Raw genomic sequence first — 19812 nt, forward strand, 5'->3', positions numbered from 1 at the left:
TGCGAGCGGCGGCCTATTGTAATAGAAACTGAAACCTTACCACAACAGTTACAGCTTTTTTTCAGGACTAAACTGCAAAGAGACCGAGTTTACACAATAACGCTGACCCGTTGGTGCCGGCCCATCGTCAAATACATGGCCAAGATGGGCATCACACTGAGCACAAAGAATTTCCGTGCGGCTCATGCCATGGCTCTGATCATGCTGATAGCGTACTTTGTCAGCCAACGACTGATAAAAGGACGGCCAGCCGCAGCCAGCGTCAAACTTGGCCGCTGAATCAAACAGAGCAGTACCACAGCAAATGCAATGATAGCTGCCTTTAGCTTCCTGATAGAGTAACTCACCACTAAAAGGCAGCTCAGTCCCTTTAAGCCGGGTTACCCGGTATTGTTCCGGGCTTAATTGTTGTTGCCATTCAGCATCGCTTTTTTTCATACTTCACTCCCGTATTAAGCACCGAAAGGTTTCGCTCCAATCAACAACTGATGCAAATAAAAAGCAAACAGCCAGAACAGCAGTATACCGAGCAACAGCGACACCAGATCACGCCACAAAAAACCGGCTCGCTGAATAACTTCAGCCCGTCACAACATCGACTGATGGCATAACAAATAGCATCAGCTTGCCCTTTTATTGGTTAAATATTCAATGCATGGTCGCTGTATGGATAATCATGCGCTTCCAGACTTTCCTGATAGCTTTCAACCCGATCAGCAACAATATCGGTGCGGTAAAACTGAGCAATGTGGTATACCGCATCGCCTTCATTCACCAGTGGCAGCTTCAGCAAACCAATGATAATCCCACTGTAAGGGGCACGGATTTCCTGCTCCGACTCGCCAAAAGGATCCGACACCACTCCCAGCACCGTCTGGTCTTTCAGCACCCGGCCTCCTTCACGTACAAAGGCCCGGAAAATACCGCTTTGAGGTGCTCGTACCCAGGCACTGGAGCGAGCCATTACCGGCTCTTTCGGCTGCGGGCGCCTTGATGGCGGTAGCATATCAAGCGCCCGCATCACCCGTAAAATGCCCTCAACCCCACCGCGAATAGCCACTTCATCAAAACGCAACGCTTCGCCGGCTTCATACAACAAGGTTGGGATCTTGTTTTGACCTGCGGCTTCCCGCAGTGAACCTTCACGCAACTCGGAATTAAGGATCACCGGGGTGCCAAAGGCTTTGGCCAGACGCAGAGCTTCCGGATCGTCCAGATCGGCCCGGATTTGTGGTAAGTTAAAGCGGTGCAAAGCACCTGTATGCAGATCAATGCCATGCGTTGACTGGCTTACCACTTCACTCATAAAAAGGCGCGCCAGCCGTCCCGCCATGGATCCTTTGTTTGAGCCGGGGAAGCTACGGTTTAAGTCACGCCGATCCGGCAGATAGCGGCTTTGGTTGATAAAGCCATGCAAGTTCACCACAGGCACCGCCAGTAAAGTTCCTTTTAAACGCTTTAATGCTGGCACTTTCAGCAGACGGCGGATGATCTCGACTCCATTGATTTCATCACCATGAATGGCTGCACTGATAAAGAGCACAGGTCCTTGCTGACGACCACAGAGTACCTGTACCGGCATCATCACTGGTGTATGGGTATAGAGCTTGCTGCCACGCACATCTATGGTTTTGCGCTCCCCAGGCCTCACCTCAATCCCACCAATGCAAATGCTGCTGTTACGACTGCGAACCTGTGTACTCATTCAGCCACGTCCCTTGGTTTTCGTACGATTGGGTTTGGCATTTTTCTCAATAAAGTCAATGATAGAGCCAGCAATGTCTTTGCCGGAAGCCCCCTCAATGCCTTCCAGGCCAGGAGACGAATTCACCTCCATCACCACAGGGCCATGATTCGAGCGCAGTAAATCAACCCCGCAGACGTTTAATCCCATCACTTTTGCCGCCCGAATGGCAGTGGCGCGTTCTTCCGGCGTAATGCGGCACAACTGAGCAGTCCCGCCACGATGCAGGTTGGAGCGGAACTCCCCCTCCTTGGCCTGACGCTTCATGGCCGCCACCACCTTGCCACCAATGACAAAAGCACGAATATCAGAGCCCTTCGCTTCTTTAATAAACTCCTGAACCAGAATATGTTGCTTTAACCCCATAAATGCCTGGATCACGCTCTCTGCTGCCTGATTGGTTTCTGCCAGCACCACCCCTATGCCCTGAGTCCCTTCCAGCAGTTTGATAACGGCCGGTGCACCACCGACAATACTGAGCAGATCTTCAATGTCATCCGGCGAGTGGGCAAAGCTGGTGACCGGCAAGCCAATACCGCGCCGTGATAACAACTGCAAGCTACGCAGTTTGTCACGCGAACGGCTGATGGCAACCGATTCATTCAGTGGATACACATTCATCATCTCAAATTGACGCAATACAGCCGTGCCATAAAAGGTAATCGAAGCACCAATTCTTGGGATCACTGCATCAAAGCCGGTCAGGACTTCCCCTTTGTAATGAATTTCCGGATTATGGGAGGTGATGTTCATGTAACAACGCAGCGCATCAATCACCCGCACTTCGTGACCACGTTGCTGCGCTGCTTCAACCAGCCGCCTGGTCGAGTACAGCTTGGGATTACGGGATAATATTGCGATTTTCATACCGGCTTAACCTTCTCAGAACACTGCTCAATCGGTGACAATGGTTGCAAATAAGACGCTTCCGGCACCACCACAAAACGGTGACGCAGCGCTTCCCGCCCTAACAACATTCGAAATAACATGCTGTCACGGCTAGTCAGAGAAACTTCAATCGGATAGCTTTGCTGCCCGACCACCACCTCTGTTTTAATAAAATACCGTTCGGTAGTATGCCCGCCCGAATCAGTAACAGCTCGTTTGTCATGCACTTTGGCTTCACACCAGACAACCTGCTCTGTATCGTGTTGCCGTGGGTGCATCCCAAAACGCACCCATTCCTCACCCTCTTTCTGAAATGGCTCCACAGAGAAAGTATGCAACGCAGAGCTCCGTGCCCCCGTATCCACTTTGCACTTAATCGCAGGGATCTGCAGCTCTGGCAGTGCAACCCATTCCCGCCAGCCAATTGGCCGGGCTTTTACATCAGACTTGTTCAAGAGTTGTTGCTCCCTATTGCATTGCTGGCAACGCTGCCGGCACCACTCTTAGCAGGCGCCCCTGGGGCTCATCGGTCAGCAGATAAACAGCACCATCCGGCCCGGTTCGCACATCTCGAAACCGCACCTGTAACTCGGTAAATAATACCTCCACCACCTCAGCGCCTTGTGAAGTCAATCGCACCCGTTGTACCTGGCGGGCAGCCAAGGCTCCAACCAACAGCTCACCTTGCCACTGAGGAAATAAATCACCCTGATACAGCGCAAGACCTGAAGGCGCTATCGAAGGTGTCCAGTCCAGCAACGGAGGTTCCATGCCCTGGTAGGCGGTAAAAGGTGTGATGCGGGCACCGGTGTAATCGATGCCTTGGGTAACGACTGGCCAGCCATAATTGCGCCCTGGTTCGATGCGATTGAGTTCGTCACCGCCTCTGGGGCCATGCTCATGACTTAGCAGCTGATTGTTGGCGCTATCATACACCAGTCCTTGCACATTTCGATGACCATAACTGTAGATTTCTGCTAAAGCACCACGCTTGGCGGCAAAAGGATTGTCTGCAGGTACCGTTCCATCTGGCCACAAACGAACCAGGCTGCCAAGATGGCTGGTCAAACGTTGTGCCTCTTCGCGGTAATCAAAACCATCCCCCAGGCTGAGCACGATACTGCCATCACCCAGCCATACCAGACGACCACCGTAATGCGCATTGCCGCTTTTCGCCGGATAACTGCGAAAGATCTCGGTTAAGCCGGTGAGCTCAAGCCGGCTGAGATCCAGACGGGCACTCGCCAGGCAGCTATGATTAGCGCGTCTGCTGCCACAGGCATAACTTAAGAAGATCTGTTGCGAGCGGGCAAAGTCTTGTGCCGGCAACACCTCAAATAACCCGGCCTGGCCCGAGGCAAACACCTCCGGTAAGCCAGCAATGGGTTCTGGCTCCAGCCGGCCATCGGCGTGCACCAGGCGGAGCCGTCCCGGGCGCTCTGTCACCAGCATAGTGCCACCTGGAAGGAAAGCCAGTGACCAGGGATGCTCCAGCCCTTGAACAACCGTATCTACCCGATAATCGCTATTGGCACTGGCAGGCTCGGTATTTAACACTGTCAGCAACAGGCATGGTAGCAGCCATACCGCCGTAGATGTCGGACGCGCGGGCCCGCCGCGGCTGTTTTGCAGGCACGATCTAGCTGCAACTGCCCGGCCAAAAAGTGCCCCTGCCAGAGCAGCAATCAGCAACAACACCAGCATGCCCATCAGGCTTCTGCTGGCTGCAATCAGCGTAGGCATCGGTGCTACAGCGTTCACCAGCAGCAAGGTACACCAAAGGCCGGATCCTGCAGCCAGCGCGAATAAAGCCGGCTGCCAGCGCAAGACAATAAAACGACGCAAGCCAAGTGCCACCCCCTGAGAAATGCCATAACTGACGGACAACAAAGCCGCATAGACTGGCGCAAAATGACGGATATCGTGCCAACTGGTGGCCCATCGCTCGCTTGCAGGAATAACAACACCCAGTTGCTGCAACGCCAGTAAATTCAGTTGCGTTTGCGCCAGCGTGCTGAGCACCACCGCCAGCAATAAGGTCCAGATAAAATGCAGCAGCAGTTTGTAGCCCTTTGCAGTAATCAACATCAGGTTTCTCCCAAGCCAACTTATCGAATAAACTGAAAGCCTTAATAGTAGTGCAGCAACACTGCAACTGCTATGATTTTACCGTAAAACCAATCACCTGCTGCAACATAGGATCCTGAACGTGACCGATTGGACCGATCATCTTAACAGCCTGGCCAACCACTTGTGGCGACTGAGCCCTGGCTGCCGCACCGGGGTAGATCCCAGCATGGTCAGGCTGGTTGCCCACCGAGGGGCTCACCACGGACAAACCGGAAACCATGGCGACAATGTTCTGGAGAATACCCTGGCCGCATTCGACCGCTGTCTGCTGCATGGCATCTGGGGCATTGAGCTTGATATTCGTTTAACTCTGGATGGTGAGCCGGTGGTACATCATGATCCAGCTTGTGGCCGTTTATTTGGCCGGCCGGATCTGGTTATTGCCGAAACCCGTTTTGATGTGCTGCAACGCGAATTGCCAGCCATCCCGCATTTGCAAGACGTCATTGCACGCTATGGCCGACAACTGCATCTGATGCTTGAGATTAAAGAGTCCTGGCGTGAACGCCCTGACCTGGTTCGCAGTCTCAAACCACTGCTGGCAGAACTGGAGCCGGCTAAAGACTTTCATCTGCTTAGTCTTGAGCCAGATCATCTGGAAGGTTTTCGTCATTTGCCGCATACGACTCTGGTCGATGTGGCGTTAACCAACACCAGACAGATTATCCGTCAGAACATCGCGCTTGGTCATGGTGCTGTAGCCGGTTCTTTTGCCCTTTTGTCCACCGCAGTGCTCAAACAATTGCAAGCGGCTGGTAAACAAACCGGCACCGGCCAGGTGAATCACCCGGCAATTCTAAACCGTGAAGCCAATCGCGGCATTGACTGGATTTTCACCGACCAGCCACTTCGCTTGCAATACGCGTAAAAGTTCCGATAATAGGCTGTCGAAAACAACAACTTACCAAAGTCTACCGACCACCAACCATAACTATGAGGTTTAGCATGAAAACCCTGCTCGCGCTTAGTATCAGCACTCTGTTAGCTGCCAGCCCACTGCTGAGCAATTCGGCCATAGCGGTCACGCCAGCTCCTTACATTCATACCCAGTTTAATGTCACTGAGTCTCTGCAACAGGCAGACTTACTGGTAGTGCTGGTACCACAAGACTCCGGCGAGCTGCGTTTAGCAGGCTGGGATCGCGCTACCCGCAATCATATTAATCGGGCCATCAACATCGCTGCTTTTAGCGGTCAAGCCGGCTCCCAACTGGAAATTGTGGCGCCGGTTGGTTTGAACTATGGCCGCCTACTGCTGCTGGGTGTTGGCAATGCAGCCGAACTAAGCCGGGCTTCAGCAGAAGAGATGGGAGCAAGTTTAAGTCAGTGGGTGAATGGAACCCAGGCTGACACCGTCCATGTGCATAGCCAGTTAATTGCCAATGCCAACGACAATCATCGTATCACTGCAGCCTTGTCGCATGGCGTTGAGCTGCGCAATTATCGTTTTGACCGCTACAAAAGCACACCGGACGCCCGCCCTGCTCAACGCTACAGCTGGCAAGTTGCTCTGGCAACAGATGCCCGTGCTAAGTTCGAACAGAAGCAGGCTCTGGCTCAAGGTGTATTTACCGCCCGTGAGCTCACCAACCTGCCTGGGAGCGATGGCTACCCGGAAGCTTTTGCCCGTTACGCTAAGACTGTATTGGAGCCATTAGGAGTAGAAGTCACGATTTTAGGACCCGAGCAGGTCAAAGCACTGGGTATGGGCTCTTTGTATGGTGTTAGTCAGGGCAGCCATATGAAAGCTCATTTACTGGTTGCACGCTGGCGCGGTGCCGACGATGAAGCACCAATCGCCCTGGTAGGTAAAGGCAATAGCTTTGATACCGGTGGTTACAACTTAAAAACCCAGGCAGCCTCTATTTTACGGATGCATACCGACAAAGCCGGTGGCGCTGCGGTGGTTGGTGCCGTTAAAGCGCTGGCAGGCCAAAAAGCCCCCGTACACGTTGTTGGCGTAGTGCCACTGTCAATCAATATGATTTCCGGTGATGCCTATTTGCCCGGCGATGTCGTGACCGCCGGAGACGGTACCACCATTGAGGTAGGCAATACCGATGCCGAAGGCCGGTTGATTCTGGCGGATGGCATCTGGTACGCCCGTGAGCACTTAAATGCCAGAGTCATCGCCGATATCGCCACCTTAACCGGGGCCAAAGTTGGCGCTCTTGGCAATGCCTATTCAGCCATCTTTACCAAGCATGCAGCCATTGAGAACACACTGCGCGAAGCCGGAGAGCTGGTCGAAGAGCGTGTCTGGCCTTTGCCATTGGATGGTTATGAAGGCATTGTCAGAAGCCGGATAGCCGATCGTATCAATACCGGCTCACCTGGTGCTCAGGCCGGGGCAATTTTCCTGCAGCATTTTGCCGGCGAGACCCCCTGGGTGCATATCGATATGGCAGGTGAAGCCTTTACGGCCAGTGCCAGCGGCATTCACCCGGAAGGCAGCACCGGCCATGGTGTGCGGTTACTAACCGAGTGGGTTAAGCTGTATCAGGCACAACACCAATAAGTGCTGTTGCTGTCTGGGTGGCTGATACCACTTATCAGTCACCCAGTGGCTCCTGCTCTTCTTCTTGCCAGGCTTCTGCCACTGCGCTGCCCCGGCTTTCATTCAGCGGCAATACCGCCACTATCGCCAGCACAAAAAGCAACAGGCAAAAAATGATGGCATCGGCCAGGCCAAAGGCCCATTGCATCAGGCCAAGCCCAACCATGCCAAACACAGCCGCCAGTTTGGTTGTCATACTCCAGAAGCCAAAAAACTCCGCGGCTTTGCTGTTTGGTGTCAGGACTCCCACCAAAGCCCGTGCAGCTGATTGCGAGGCCCCCAGACTAGCTCCGGCCAGCACACCGGCAAATAAAAACACATACTGTGCCTGCCAATCAACATGAAACCATTGCCGGCACAAGGCGGTCAGCCAGGGCGTTTGCCAAATGGCCAGAATAGCCAACAACCACAGCAGCAGCGTGCAGACATAGGTAAGACGGGCACCCAGCGCACTTTGCAAAAAACCAAAACCAAGAGCTCCAAGTGCTGCGGTGATTTGCACAGTCACGAACATCAGAACCCGTACTTCTTCATCCCAGCCAATCACCTGAGCGCCGTAGATAAAGGAAAAAGCGATGATAATGTAAATACCTGCCATCGCAAAGAACACAGAGGTCAACAATGTACGCAGATCGCGAAACTGAGGTAAGTGCCGCCAGGTTTGCTTTAACCGCCCCAAGCCGACAGTCAGCAACCCCTGCCCCTCAGGTAAAGCACGCTTTTTTCCGCGCTCACGCACAAACAAAAACGTAGGGATTGCCGCCAACAAGAAAAACACCGCAGCAAAAGGCCCGACATAACGGATAGTGGCATAGTTCTCCAGCGAGACCTCTCCGAGGAAAAACAGGGTAAACGCTGTGGCAATAAGACCACCAACATAACCCAGGCTCCAACCAAGGCCAGAGATCCAGCCCAAAGCTTTACGTGGCCCTAAGTCAGTCAGAAAGCTGGCAATAAAGCCTTCACCAATGGCGTAAGCAAAATTAGAGATAATAATCAGTAGCATAGCTGGCACTATCCAGCCTGGTTCTACCAAAAACAGCAAAGCAGTGGCGCCAACAGTGAGCAGGTAACTGATAAACAAAAAGCGTTTGCGGCTGGCTGAATAATCCATCACAGCACCGCAAATCGGGTTGGTCAGTACCACCAACAGGTAGCTGATGGCCAGCGACACACTCCATAGCAAGTTGCCCATACGGTAATCCGGTGCATCCCCAACCACAATGCGGGTAAAGAGATCGCCGTAGATCACGGTAATAATAAGCAAAGTGTATGCCTGATTGGCGAAATCAAACATCGCCCAGCCAAAGATTTCCCGCTTCGGTGCCAGCTGTTGGGGTGTCATAAAGCACTCAGATGATGATGTGTCCAGCTCACTCTAGCATGAAAGTGAGCTGGAAATCATGTCGCTACCGCCGTTTCAACAACGACAGGCTCAAGCCAAAAGATAACGGCCTTAACGTAGCTCTGTCCGAATGCTTGCTGCACTGGCCTTGGCTTTGTTTACCGCCGCTTCAATGCTCTCATCCAGCGCCAGCGCCACCCCCATTCGGCGCTTGCCCTGTACTTCCGGCTTGCCGAATAAGCGTAGCTCGGTATCCGGCTTAGCCAGTGCTTCCTGTAAGCCCTGGTATCGAATATCGTCACTCTGTCCCTCTACCAGCAGCACTGCAGACGCAGCCGGGCCATACTGGCGGATCTGAGGAATAGGCAAGCCTAAAATAGCTCTGGCATGCAAGGCAAACTCACTGTATTGCTGCGAAATCAGGGTTACCAAGCCGGTATCGTGCGGACGCGGCGAGACTTCACTGAACCACACCTGTTCGTCTTTAATAAAAAGTTCAACGCCAAAAATGCCGTTGCCCCCCAATGCCTGCACTATCTGGCTGGCAAACTGTTGCGATTTTTCCAACGCAGCTGCGGACATGGCCTGCGGCTGCCAGCTTTCGCGGTAGTCGCCATCTTCCTGGCGATGGCCGATAGGTGCACAAAACTGAATACCAGCTACCGATTGCACGGTGAGCAATGTGATTTCGTAATCAAAATCAACAAAGCCCTCAACAATGACATGCCCTTTGCCGGCCCGGCCGCCTTCTTGCGCATAGTCCCAGGCAGCATCCAGATCCTCTGCACTTTGCAACACCGTCTGTCCCTTACCGGAAGAGGACATGATAGGCTTGACCACACAAGGGTAACCAATAGCGGCTACCGCGGCTTCAAAGCTGGCTCTGTCCTGGGCAAAACGATAAGCCGACGTAGGCAGTTGCAGCTCTTCGGCCGCTAAACGCCGGATCCCTTCACGGTTCATAGTTAAATTAGCGGCCCGGGCGCTGGGTACCACGGTAAAACCAGCCTGCTCCAGTTCCAACAACTCGGTGGTAGCAATGGCTTCAAGTTCAGGCACAATAAAAGTAGGCTTTTCTTTGATCACCAGCTGCCGCAAGGCGGCATTGTTCAGCATGGATATCACCACCGCTTTGTCTGCCACCTGCATGGCCGGGGCATTCGGGTAGCGATCCACGGCAATGACTTCGCAGCCATAACGTTTTAATTCAATACACAGCTCTTTACCCAACTCACCACTTCCAAGCAGCAGTACTTTGGTAGCACTGCAACTACCGGGTGTTCCAATGGTTGTATTCATTATTTGATCCTCGTCATTGGCCGGCCCTGCTCGCTCCACAGAACATGGAAAGTTTTGCCTTTGGGCTGATCGGTGCGCTCAAAGGTATGAGCCCCAAAAAAGTCACGCTGGCCCTGCAGCAAGTTGGCCGGCAAGACCGCAGTACGGTACGCATCGTAATAACTCAGGGCTGAGCTTAGGGCAGGCACCGGAATGCCGGCCAAGGTTGCATTGGCAACCGCCTGACGCCAGTGCTGCTGAAAACTGGAGATTTGCTTGGCAAAAAATGGATCCACCAACAGATTATCCAGCTCTTCATTGCGCTGGTAGGCTTTGGTAATCGACTGCAAAAATACTGCCCGGATAATGCAGCCTGCCCGCCAAATTTTGGCGATCTCGGCAAAATTCAGTTCCCAGCCTTGTTCGGCTGCGGCGGTTTTCATCAGGTGAAAGCCCTGGGCATAGACACAAACTTTGGCGCAGTACAGCGCATCGTGCAGCGCTGCCACCCTTGCTTGCTTTTGTGCCTCATCCAGTAGCTGCGGGCTTGGCCCCGCTAATACGCTGGAAGCTTTCACCCGCTCGGCTTTTAACGCCGACAACGAACGGGCATAGACCGCTTCAGCAATGCTCGGCGCTGGGCTGCCCAACTGCAGGCTGCTAACCGCCGTCCAAAGGCCGGTGCCCTTTTGGCCGGCTTTATCCAGGATCACATCCACCAGCGGCAAACCAGTTTCGGAATCCGCTGTCGCCAGTACCTCTGCACTGATTTCCATCAGGTAACTGTTTAAAATGCCCTGATTCCAGCCTTTAAATACCCGGGCTATTTCCTGCGGATTCATATCCAATTGATCGCGCATCACCTGGTAGGCTTCGCAAATTAATTGCATATCCGCGTATTCAATACCGTTGTGCACCATTTTGACATAATGGCCAGAGCCCGTCGGGCCTATGTAACTGGCACAAGGTTCGCCTTCCTGCACCGGTTGACCAGGTACTTTGCGCTCAATTGGTTTACCGCTCACCGGATCGACTTTGGCAGCAATGGCCTGCCACACGGGTTTGATGCGGGTCCAGGCGTAGGGATCGCCACTTGGCATCAGTGAAGGGCCAAAGCGAGCTCCTTCCTCCCCACCAGACACCGCAGTACTGAAGAAGATAAATTTCCCTTCGTAGGACTTTTCCCGTTCTACCGTATCGGTCCAAAGGCTGTTGCCGGTATCAACCACAATATCGTCGGCCTGGATGCCGGCATCAATCAGTTTATGGCAAATATCATCGACTGGCTTACCTGCTGGCACCGACAAGACAATAAGGTGCGGAGCCGTCAGGCGCCCTAGCAGTTCAGTATACGAGCTACATGCAACCACCCGCGCTGGCTGGTCGCCACGCTCAGCAGCGTCCTGCGCCAGCAAAGCCTCCAGCCGCTGATGATCCAGATCGAAAGCGGCCACCCGATAACCGTTATCGGCCAGATTAAGAATAAGGTTTTTGCCCATAACGCCGGCTCCAACGAAGCCGATATCGCAGTGAATGACTGGTTCTGACATGAGAGGTCCTGTTTCAACCGGAGAAATCGGCGCGAAGTATAGCAAGTTCACGCCATAAATGCAGTCTCCGTCTTGTGTCGGATCTTTTGACAGCTGCCATTGACCCTTGAGGTTGCTTTTCCTGTACTTTGGCAGCTTTCTACCGCACCACAAGGCCACTCTCAATGGTACCCCTGTGCCTGCTAACGTCTATCACGCCTCTCTATGGTTAACGGTAGAACACCCCGTCCATTTCGCGCTCAAGTTCCCGCAAAGTAGCCGCTGGCCCCACATAATAGCCAACCTCTATCATGAAATAGACGCCAGGGCTGGGCTCAGACATACGCCAATCAATATGTTCAATATGAGAAACACCAAATTGAACTTCCAGCTCTGTCCGCTTTGCATTAAGAATATGCTCCAGCCCATCTTTTGAGCGGGCGGCAGCCATCGCAGGCAAAGCAATATACCCATCCCGCCGTTCGATCTTAATATCCAAAGCACGCAGCAGGTTTCGAAGCTCGTCTTCAGCAACTGGCAACAGGCTTGCCACCAGTTCGTGACTTTCTTGTATGGCTTGATGGAATGATTCAGACTGAGAGTCTGTGACTTTCACTCCAGCTTCGCTATACAAAGCATCGGGTACACGACCTGATGACCCACCGCCCGTGCCAGCAGGACCAACACGGGTATCATAAAACTCAATTGAGATATACTCTGGCGGTCGTCGCATTGTTGCAATAAAGGCAGCATCGACTAATTGTTCAAGTTGGCTTTGGTTGAGACCCAAACGGTTGCTTGACAAGGCAAGCGCTATCTCGATGACTTGATAGGCTCCATCCTGACGTAACGGGCCCATCAAAACACGAATGTCATCATTTGCCAGTTCTGTATTGGTGTTGGTATTGTAAAATCGCACCCCAAGGTACTCGGGTTCAACCCGAATAGTTGAGCCAACAGCTCGCTGAAAGATCTCGTCAGCACTTGCCCCCTGAACCAAAAGTTCGGCTATATCAAAGGGTGTTTGCTGGCGTGTTTGAGCCATCGAAGCAGGGCTGAGCATAACCATGCAGAATACTAAAAATGCTAGTATGATGATTTTCAAAACATATTTCCCCTTGCACTCGTAGCGGGTATATGTAACATATTATGCAATTAGAGTCTTACCTTTTCATCAAGGATATGCCATGCAGTGCCTATTGCGGGTTAGCTTGCAGCTAGTTACTTTTGCTCTCATTGCAGCTTGTGCCAACTACCCACTTGGCATGACTGAAGATGAATGGAACCGACTATCACCCCAACAACAACTTGATGCACGCGAGCGTCAAGCCCTGTTAAACCAGGCTGAGCATGCCCGGCGTGCTGAAGCCGCAAGACACAAAGCTGAACAGGAACGTGAAGAACAACAACGCTATCAAGCTATGCTGGCAAATGCCGGGCCAGGTGACATTGTGCAATGCGTACTGCAAAACGGCGAAGGCTATTATGGCAGTAGTTGGCATCCCGCCGAGCCGGTTGGCTTTTCGTTACTGCGCAATTACACACAAACAGTCAGTTTTGCGGAACAAGGCCGCCCTACCCGCAGTATCACCACCGAATTGACCTACAATGGTGCCAATATACGAGTGTGCCGCCTCAACAACCGTGACTGCTCCAATGTCGCAGCCACACAGAATCAGTTACGCAATGGTATTTCTCAAAACATTCAGGTGAATCGAGCTATTCGTGGCACACTGTACTGCGATATTCCAAACCACGACAGAGTAAGATATCGTCCACAGCAATAACGTCCAAATGGCTTTGATGAAGCAATGGGTTAAAGGCTTAGTTCTTCTTTGCATCGATCCGATTGCGCAAAAACTAATTGCGATCTAATTCCCTACCCCGCTCATCAATAACAAAGTTAGCCTTCTCCATATCCTTGATAATTAAAACGTAATCCTGTTGGTTGTCATTATTCAGATCGCCCTGAATTTGTTCGAGAACAACATATCCAGCAGGAACAAACTCGATAGGTAAATTTGCGGTTATAGAGCGTGCTTGTCCGTATACGCTTGTTCCAAACACCAAAGAAAAGATAACAACAACGCTTTTCATTTCAAACCGCGACTGTATGTTGCAGACTAACGACGCTACGATAGCTGCCGCCCGCGACACAGCCTGTGAAACGGTGGCACACCTGCGGACGCAATCCTCCATCAAAAACTTTCTCCATAGCGGCTTTTGTTGAGTATTTGATGGGCATCGGAAAACCCCACAAGCTCACGTATGGCTTGGCTTTTGTCCTCAGAATGATGGTAATAAGCCTCAGCAATACGCTTTCCAATCCAGTACGCCATGTCTGCAGGCTTTCCATCCGATGCTGATTGCGGTTTCAATGGTAAGTACAGGTTCCAATGCCTGTTTTGCTCGGATTACGTCCGTATAGTTTTCCTTTATCCAGCGCTCGATATCATCTTCAAAAATGGTCATGGAATTGCCTAAAACTCAAAGCAACTGCGCGCTGTTCAGCATCGGCAGCCTTTACTTGTTTATGAGCTACCCTTTCTTTCACAAAAAGATACCACAGATCACTCTCACTCTTTATGATTTCCGCCGAGTGCCCATGTCCTGGTGATTCGACAAAAATTAAGTACCGTTCACCAGTAGTAAATGTTAATGATGGTGAGCAGCTCCCATTTGGATACGGAGCTCGATATGCCTCTTGGCTCCAAAACTCTGGTGAACGGTGTTGATCAAAGTCATTCACGATGTGCGATTGCCTCGCTCTAAACTTTACCCACTGAAACTCAACTGGTGGCTGGCCTTTTATTACCTCAATAGTCCTGAAATAGGACAACATGGCAGTATCAACTAGTTCAGCCAACACAATGGTATCCGTTGTATCAATAAGCTCTTCATGACTTAACATAGCGCCGTGCATCCTGGCAGAGCATGAAAATGCAGGCCAAGAAAAGAATATGAGCAAAACTATCGTTGCTAACTGTTTCATGTCATTACTCATATTCGGGATCGGGAGACACTTCACAGCACCTCTCCTCCCACAGCACCGTGGATACGGATCACGTACGCGGTAGTTCATTTGCATAACCCTAATCGTACTGCCAGGGTCGGCAGCCCCAAGCTCAGACCCCGGCGGAAGAGTTATTTTGCTTGTACTGTCTAACTAACCAACTTTGCATAGCTGGCTCGTTCAATATCCACGACTTCAACGGTTAAAGAGCAAGTTTGAAGCTCAAGCTTTTGAAGTTGAGCTAATACTGACTTTGAAAGCAATTGCTTCTGCTCGAGGGTTCTACCTGACAATATTTTTACAACCACATGCACAAAATCAGCTTTCTCTGGCCCAGTTACATAGCTGTAATAAGTAATTGCTCTCACTTTTATATCACTCCCATCAGTCTCAAATAGCTCTGACTTCAGGGCTCCTGAGAATACCAGCGGCAATATCAACTCACTATCCAAGGATGCCGAATGTTCAACTATGCAATGTGGCACGAATTACTCCAAAAATATAACGCCCGCTGCAAAAACAAGCAACTTGTTACGAGCTGAGCGCCCAGCGGGCGCGTTGTGCATGTTATGCTTGCAGCTCATCTAAGCGCTTTTTTACTGACTCAATGTCAACATACTGACTTAGAACTGACATGCTCGCATTACTTTGCGAAAACATTCCTGCAGCCATGAACGCTGCACCAGCTAAAGCGGCACCTAAAAATAGGAAAATTGTATCAATGAGTTGGTACTTATATGCGACGACAACAAAAACTGTGCTAACAAGCATTACAATGAGCCAGATCATTCTGCAACGAGAGCATGAGGCTAAAGCACCGTTTGATTCATGCACTTCAACAATCCATTTAAGAGCTGCAATTTCGGTATAAACAGGGCTATCGTTTGACACTAAATTCTCCTTAGACATAACGCCCGCCACAAACGCGAGCAACTTGTTGCGAGCTGCGCGCTGAGCGGGCGTGTTTTTGATAGCGCTTGTTAGGCATCTTTGACCAATTCATGCTGCGCCCCACATTTCACCAGAAACTCGGCCGTGCGATCGAAGTGCTTTGGATTTCGTGTAGGGTCTTCTTTCGATCCGGAGGGCACCCATATGACCAACCCCTCACGACCTCTAGTCATTAAGACCCGGTAGGAATTCTTAATAAAGCGCTGGCGCTCACCACTTACATTGGCCCAACTATTACCGCGGAATTGTCGGCACTTCCAGGAGTCGTCATTCCAGATCAAATCTCCACCCCAGCACAATCCCACGAAATCGAGCTCAAGTCCTTGTGTTGTATATTCGTTGGCAGGGACTTCTAGTGCGAAAGAAGATCGAACATCTCCGGGCTCATTAAGATACCACTGAGCAATAGCACTACCATCCGTGGCGTTTAAGGTGACGCCGAGCCCTTCTGCTCGAAGACGGCGGGCTCCTGAGCTGGCCACGAGTCCGAATCGTCGCTCCCCGCGAGAGCTATCTCTTAGCCACTGTCGGGCGAGATCTGGCGAGCGAACAATAATGATTGGATACTCGCCAAGTTCACTTGCCAATGCCTTAGCTTTCGGAGCATCGCCATCGAGGACTAATGAAACCCATTGACTCAATGACGGCGAACGAAAGCTGCGTAAAGGAACGGCGAGTTCCAAATCAGGCTCTATAACTACTCCATCAACTCCTGGGAGGCGACCAGCTCCAAGGTTGGCAGTGGCGGCGGATCCTTCAACAAAGTTTGGCGGACCATACACGCGCCAATCCGCAAGTTCGGTCGGGGATAAGCCTCGCAATGCTTTGCCCCACTCTGCGATTCCGTTCTCTCCGGTATTGATTTCTTGCCCTCCGCCGACCAGTGCAACTATTGAACACCAATCGGGATGCCGTCCCATTATGTCTAGTAGCAAGCTAGGCTCAGATGCTGCTCGCCCAAATTTTTTTCGTCCGTACTCCTCGTCCCAAGCGCGTTGAGCCTCGTCGAAAACTATAACGTGTTCATGAGGAGCAGATCCATCATCGTTCGTTAAGTATTCTCTTAGGAAGTCAATTATGTGCTGGATTCGGGTTCGTACCGAACTCCTCGCCTCAGCAAGCTGAGGCTTTTCACCCCTCGCCTTTCTGCGTCGTGCTTCATCGCGTGCTAGCGCCTCGCGTAGGACCACCACTAACGGCGTATTTCCAGAGAGATAAACAATATCCCCCTTGTCTTCGGCTCCTGACTCCACTGCACCGTGAACTACCTGTAATCCAGCGAGCGTTTTACCTGAACCGGGAACACCCGCAACAAAAATTATTGACCGGCGTTGGTTTTGTTTCGATTCTTGAATAATTTCGACCACGCGCCTCGCTGACGCATCAAGATTCGTTGCGTCGGCTTGAGCGATTTCACGAACTCCATGCCCCGCAAAAAGAGTCGTCGCAGCTTCAACAACGTTAGGTACAGGCCGATATTGACCAGCCTCCCATTCATGAACTTCATAGTGTTTTGTAGAGGCAATACGGCTTAGCTGGGTCAGAAATCCAGCTAAGCCGTACCTGCCAACGACACACACTTCTGTAACTTCCCCTGCATTGATCTTTGGAAGATATGATGTGATGTCCGCCTCCGTACACCAAAGCACTGGCAACAAACATAGCCCCCTGCTTTTAGCATGAAAATCTCTCAGGTCGAGAGCATATTCTTCGACTTGCCGTCGATCTAAGGATCGAAAGCTTGTCTCTCCAACCTTTAATTCTACAACGACAATCGCGGCCGGACATAAGATCAAGACATCTATACGACGTCGCAACCTGTAAAGGGGATACTCGAGTAATACAACCCATTCAGCCGCATTTGGACTCATCTGCAGCAGCGATTTAAACTCTCTTTGAAGTATTGGAATAGTTATATTCCAGGCTTCAGTCTGAGTCGTGTATTGCGAAGAAAAGCCATCGGCGGCGTATTTGGCATGCAAAGCAGCCGAAATTTCATTCTCGGGAATTTTGATGAAAGAGCTAACAGTTGATGAAAAGTATGCCGTCATTACGTCCCTTTAAAATGCCTAATCGGGATAGGGATACGCCTCTCACGATTTGCGTCCCGGACCCAGAGGTGCTTCGTTACGTTGTCCGAGCCGCTTCTTTATTCAGGCTCGTAGGTTCACCCGGTGATACGGGTGGTTCCGTCCAATCCTGGCGGAACAGCTTCATTGCACGACTTCGTGTCGCACAGGCTCATATGTGTTAGGGCTCAAGCAGGACCCAACTATGATTTTTCCGTACATACGCAATCTCTGAAATAAAATAAGACCATTCGTTATTTCGAATTATTTCCTGGGCCTTTCGAAGTCCCTCTCTATCATCTGAACCTGTTACTAGTATGATATCGCGCGATGGTACGAAGACAACTATTTCACCTCTGACACTAAAGTTGTCTTTCGTCCAAATATCATCCAACAATAGTAATGACGCTTCGTAATTCCCGTCCGCGATTAACATAGATAGCGTTTCATCGCCTTGTCTCTGTATTGGAGGAAGATAACGGCTCAGGTTTTCTGCCGCGATTTTTCTCAACTGACTTGGATGGATTCCAAGAGCTTCGATATCTTTTAGTTGAGCTAGGCTCATAGATTTCTCTGAGTCGAACGCATATAAGACAACAAGTTCTGGATTTAATTGTTCGTAGTAATAAGGAAATTGTCCCGTTTTTTCATCGCTGTCAAAATTATCTTGCAGTCGTTGAATTTCGGTGATGTATTTTCTATTTTTTATAATAGGGTATATATTCTCGACCACCTGTTTTATTTCCAACTCATCAGGCACATAAAGTGATTGCAAGGAGTCTACATACTTGCTGATAGTTTCATCTAAGGCATATGGTTCATTTGAGTATTGAATGTAGGCGTTTTCTAAGAATGCTTTTGACTCTGTACCATCGTTGCGTGTAAAGCTGATTTCGAGCGGACCAACTATTTGACCTTTGACACCAGGATAAGTTGCTTCAACCTTCGCTACGTATCGCATTGTGAAGTCTAACTTCGAGATAAGCTCAGCAGCATTCAAAGTTGTGACGAAAAAAACTAAAGTCACTGCTGCAATGATATTTTTCATTTCTTCCCCCTTCAAAGCTCGCAATACATGTGATCATATTGTTACGCTCAAAGCGCACACCGGACCAGACCTCGATATCTTTTTATACAATTCTAACACCATGCTCACCAACAAATTCTTGTAAGACGTCTTTATTTATCTTTGCAAGAAAAGCAAACTCTCTGAAGTTTGTACCTACGTTTGATTTGAAATCAATCAGAGTGCCAATAGGGCCAAGATTATAAGGCCTAATTTCAGCTAGAGATGCAAGTGCTAAGTGATCAGGAAAAAAGCCATAGCTATAAAGCGTCAGTTTTTCTTTGGAAAGGACAAAAACAGGCATAGTTAAAGCTTTGATAGTTAGCAGCCACAGTAAGCATCCTACGCCTGAGAGTGATAATACTGTAAACGACTGTTCGATATTTAAAATAGAGAGTAGGAAATATTCCTTTTCCGCTCCCCAACGATTGCCTCGAGCATCTATATAAAAAGCAAAAGCATAGACGCCTAAAGGAACCGCAGGAACCAGCCAAATATGCAGGAAAATAGATTTAAAGAGAGAGATCTTTTCTGTTTTTCCATTTCGCCAGATTTTCACAAATCATCCTTAAGTTGTATAGCACCTTGCTCACCAGAAAATCGGGAGCTTAGCGAGTAATTTTCCCGCATGCAGTAATTTGTTATTCATTTTTGCTGGATAGCTCTGGAAACTCTGCTGCAGCTACCAAGGCTGTAAACTCGTGCCTGAACTCATAGTCGCCCACATAGGCCTGGGCAATCGCACCCAACCACCTAATCTTGAATTGCATAGACTTGCCGATCCGCTCAAACCTGATCCGGTGCTTGCCGACCGCATCATGGCCAAGCAGGTAGATATGAAATGCAAGGTCATCCCAGTCCTTTATGGTTTCGGGGTTCGGATCAACTAGTACCTCAAGACCATCCAGCAGCTCCGGTGTATATTCGGCGACGGTGCATACTCTAAATCCACCATCGTGCCAATAATTGGAAGACAGTGTGCATGAGTGATAATTACCCCAGACGATCGGGGCCGCCCAGTCAGATGTATAGTCGACATCCTCATCATCTTCTATGTCGCGCTCCGCATAATAATCGGCTGATTTAAGATGCAGATCGAACCACACATCTTCACCCACCACTTTCGCCGACCATGAGAACGCTTTAATTGGATGGCCTTCTGGCCAGGGATTGTCCTTGAAGTAAATTCTGTCAGGTTCCATGTGTAAATCCTGTTGATGCCTAACATCTTACTGTTTTATCC

21 protein-coding genes are annotated in these 19812 nt (G+C 50.4%); 4 read left to right on the plus strand and 17 right to left on the minus strand.

All coding sequences use genetic code 11. From position 1 onward, the window contains the following. Positions 1-48: 48 nt before the first annotated feature. Positions 49-438 (minus strand): peptide-methionine (R)-S-oxide reductase MsrB, encoded by a 390-nt coding sequence (msrB, locus tag ABC502_RS15175; protein ID WP_330087066.1) that lies wholly within the window; start codon positions 436-438, stop codon positions 49-51. A gap of 50 nt (positions 439-488) precedes the next feature. Here msrB and ABC502_RS15180 point away from each other — a divergent pair, with 50 nt between their 5' ends. Continuing rightward, positions 489-611 carry a hypothetical protein gene (locus tag ABC502_RS15180; protein ID WP_345916489.1) on the plus strand — a complete coding sequence of 41 codons (123 nt, stop codon included), beginning with the start codon at positions 489-491 and terminating at the stop codon, positions 609-611. 29 nt (positions 612-640) lie between these two features. Here the strand turns inward: ABC502_RS15180 and ABC502_RS15185 are convergent, their stop codons facing one another. From ABC502_RS15185 to ABC502_RS15200, 4 genes are read right to left on the minus strand one after another with little or no spacing between them, the layout of a single operon-like run. Continuing rightward, complete coding sequence (locus ABC502_RS15185; RefSeq protein WP_330087067.1) at positions 641-1705, minus strand: succinylglutamate desuccinylase/aspartoacylase family protein; 1065 nt, start codon at positions 1703-1705, stop codon at positions 641-643. Beyond that, entirely contained in the window at positions 1706-2611 is a 906-nt protein-coding gene (gene rimK, locus ABC502_RS15190; protein WP_330087068.1) for a 30S ribosomal protein S6--L-glutamate ligase, read from the minus strand. After that, positions 2608-3087 (minus strand): ATP-dependent zinc protease, encoded by a 480-nt coding sequence (locus ABC502_RS15195; RefSeq protein ID WP_330087069.1) that lies wholly within the window; start codon positions 3085-3087, stop codon positions 2608-2610. Before ABC502_RS15195 ends, rimK begins: the two co-directional genes overlap by 4 nt. Before the next feature lie 13 nt (positions 3088-3100). Further along, entirely contained in the window at positions 3101-4720 is a 1620-nt protein-coding gene (locus ABC502_RS15200; protein WP_345916491.1) for a PQQ-dependent sugar dehydrogenase, read from the minus strand. 121 nt (positions 4721-4841) lie between these two features. Between ABC502_RS15200 and ABC502_RS15205 the strand changes: the two genes are divergently transcribed. Both ABC502_RS15205 and ABC502_RS15210 read left to right on the plus strand, forming a co-directional pair. Next, positions 4842-5630, plus strand: coding sequence for a glycerophosphodiester phosphodiesterase (locus tag ABC502_RS15205; protein WP_345916492.1), 789 nt, complete (start codon positions 4842-4844; stop codon positions 5628-5630). Between the two features lie 77 nt (positions 5631-5707). After that, complete coding sequence (locus ABC502_RS15210; protein WP_345916493.1) at positions 5708-7279, plus strand: leucyl aminopeptidase; 1572 nt, start codon at positions 5708-5710, stop codon at positions 7277-7279. 34 nt (positions 7280-7313) lie between these two features. Here the strand turns inward: ABC502_RS15210 and ABC502_RS15215 are convergent, their stop codons facing one another. The 4 genes from ABC502_RS15215 to ABC502_RS15230 form a co-directional block, all read right to left on the minus strand. After that, positions 7314-8663: an MFS transporter gene (locus tag ABC502_RS15215; RefSeq protein WP_345916495.1), complete on the minus strand. Its 1350-nt coding sequence runs from the start codon at positions 8661-8663 to the stop codon at positions 7314-7316. A gap of 111 nt (positions 8664-8774) precedes the next feature. After that, positions 8775-9962, minus strand: coding sequence for a formate-dependent phosphoribosylglycinamide formyltransferase (gene purT / locus ABC502_RS15220; RefSeq protein ID WP_330087074.1), 1188 nt, complete (start codon positions 9960-9962; stop codon positions 8775-8777). Beyond that, positions 9962-11491, minus strand: a complete 1530-nt coding sequence (gene gndA, locus ABC502_RS15225; protein WP_345916496.1) for an NADP-dependent phosphogluconate dehydrogenase — start codon at positions 11489-11491, stop codon at positions 9962-9964. The genes purT and gndA overlap by 1 nt, the downstream gene beginning before the upstream one ends. Positions 11492-11699: 208 nt before the next feature. Then, positions 11700-12575 (minus strand): hypothetical protein, encoded by an 876-nt coding sequence (locus ABC502_RS15230; protein ID WP_345916497.1) that lies wholly within the window; start codon positions 12573-12575, stop codon positions 11700-11702. Positions 12576-12657: 82 nt separating this feature from the next. Here ABC502_RS15230 and ABC502_RS15235 point away from each other — a divergent pair, with 82 nt between their 5' ends. Then, the gene (locus ABC502_RS15235) at positions 12658-13257 is read left to right on the plus strand and encodes a hypothetical protein (protein ID WP_345916498.1); all 600 of its coding nucleotides are present in this window, start codon (positions 12658-12660) and stop codon (positions 13255-13257) included. Positions 13258-13330: 73 nt separating this feature from the next. On the opposite strand, the gene ABC502_RS15240 is transcribed toward ABC502_RS15235, so the two are convergent. The 8 genes from ABC502_RS15240 to ABC502_RS15275 all read right to left on the minus strand — a co-directional run bounded on the left by ABC502_RS15240 (position 13331) and on the right by ABC502_RS15275 (position 19771). Beyond that, entirely contained in the window at positions 13331-13567 is a 237-nt protein-coding gene (locus tag ABC502_RS15240) for a hypothetical protein (protein WP_330087078.1), read from the minus strand. A 361-nt stretch (positions 13568-13928) separates the two neighbouring features. Beyond that, positions 13929-14462: a hypothetical protein gene (locus ABC502_RS15245; protein ID WP_345916499.1), complete on the minus strand. Its 534-nt coding sequence runs from the start codon at positions 14460-14462 to the stop codon at positions 13929-13931. 170 nt (positions 14463-14632) lie between these two features. After that, on the minus strand, positions 14633-14968 hold the full coding sequence (locus tag ABC502_RS15250) for a 5-carboxymethyl-2-hydroxymuconate Delta-isomerase (protein WP_345916501.1): 336 nt from the start codon (positions 14966-14968) through the stop codon (positions 14633-14635). Positions 14969-15050: 82 nt separating this feature from the next. After that, positions 15051-15374 (minus strand): hypothetical protein, encoded by a 324-nt coding sequence (locus tag ABC502_RS15255; protein WP_345916503.1) that lies wholly within the window; start codon positions 15372-15374, stop codon positions 15051-15053. 89 nt (positions 15375-15463) lie between these two features. Beyond that, the gene (locus tag ABC502_RS15260) at positions 15464-17485 is read right to left on the minus strand and encodes a DUF2075 domain-containing protein (RefSeq protein WP_345916504.1); all 2022 of its coding nucleotides are present in this window, start codon (positions 17483-17485) and stop codon (positions 15464-15466) included. A 199-nt stretch (positions 17486-17684) separates the two neighbouring features. After that, positions 17685-18551, minus strand: coding sequence for a DUF1444 family protein (locus tag ABC502_RS15265; protein WP_345916506.1), 867 nt, complete (start codon positions 18549-18551; stop codon positions 17685-17687). A gap of 82 nt (positions 18552-18633) precedes the next feature. Then, positions 18634-19128 carry a hypothetical protein gene (locus ABC502_RS15270; RefSeq protein ID WP_345916508.1) on the minus strand — a complete coding sequence of 165 codons (495 nt, stop codon included), beginning with the start codon at positions 19126-19128 and terminating at the stop codon, positions 18634-18636. Between the two features lie 82 nt (positions 19129-19210). Further along, complete coding sequence (locus tag ABC502_RS15275; RefSeq protein ID WP_330087082.1) at positions 19211-19771, minus strand: hypothetical protein; 561 nt, start codon at positions 19769-19771, stop codon at positions 19211-19213. Between the last annotated feature and the right edge of the window lie 41 nt (positions 19772-19812).

Source organism: Alkalimonas sp. NCh-2 (genome assembly GCF_039631345.1).
Taxonomy (GTDB): domain Bacteria; phylum Pseudomonadota; class Gammaproteobacteria; order Enterobacterales; family Alteromonadaceae; genus Alkalimonas; species Alkalimonas mucilaginosa.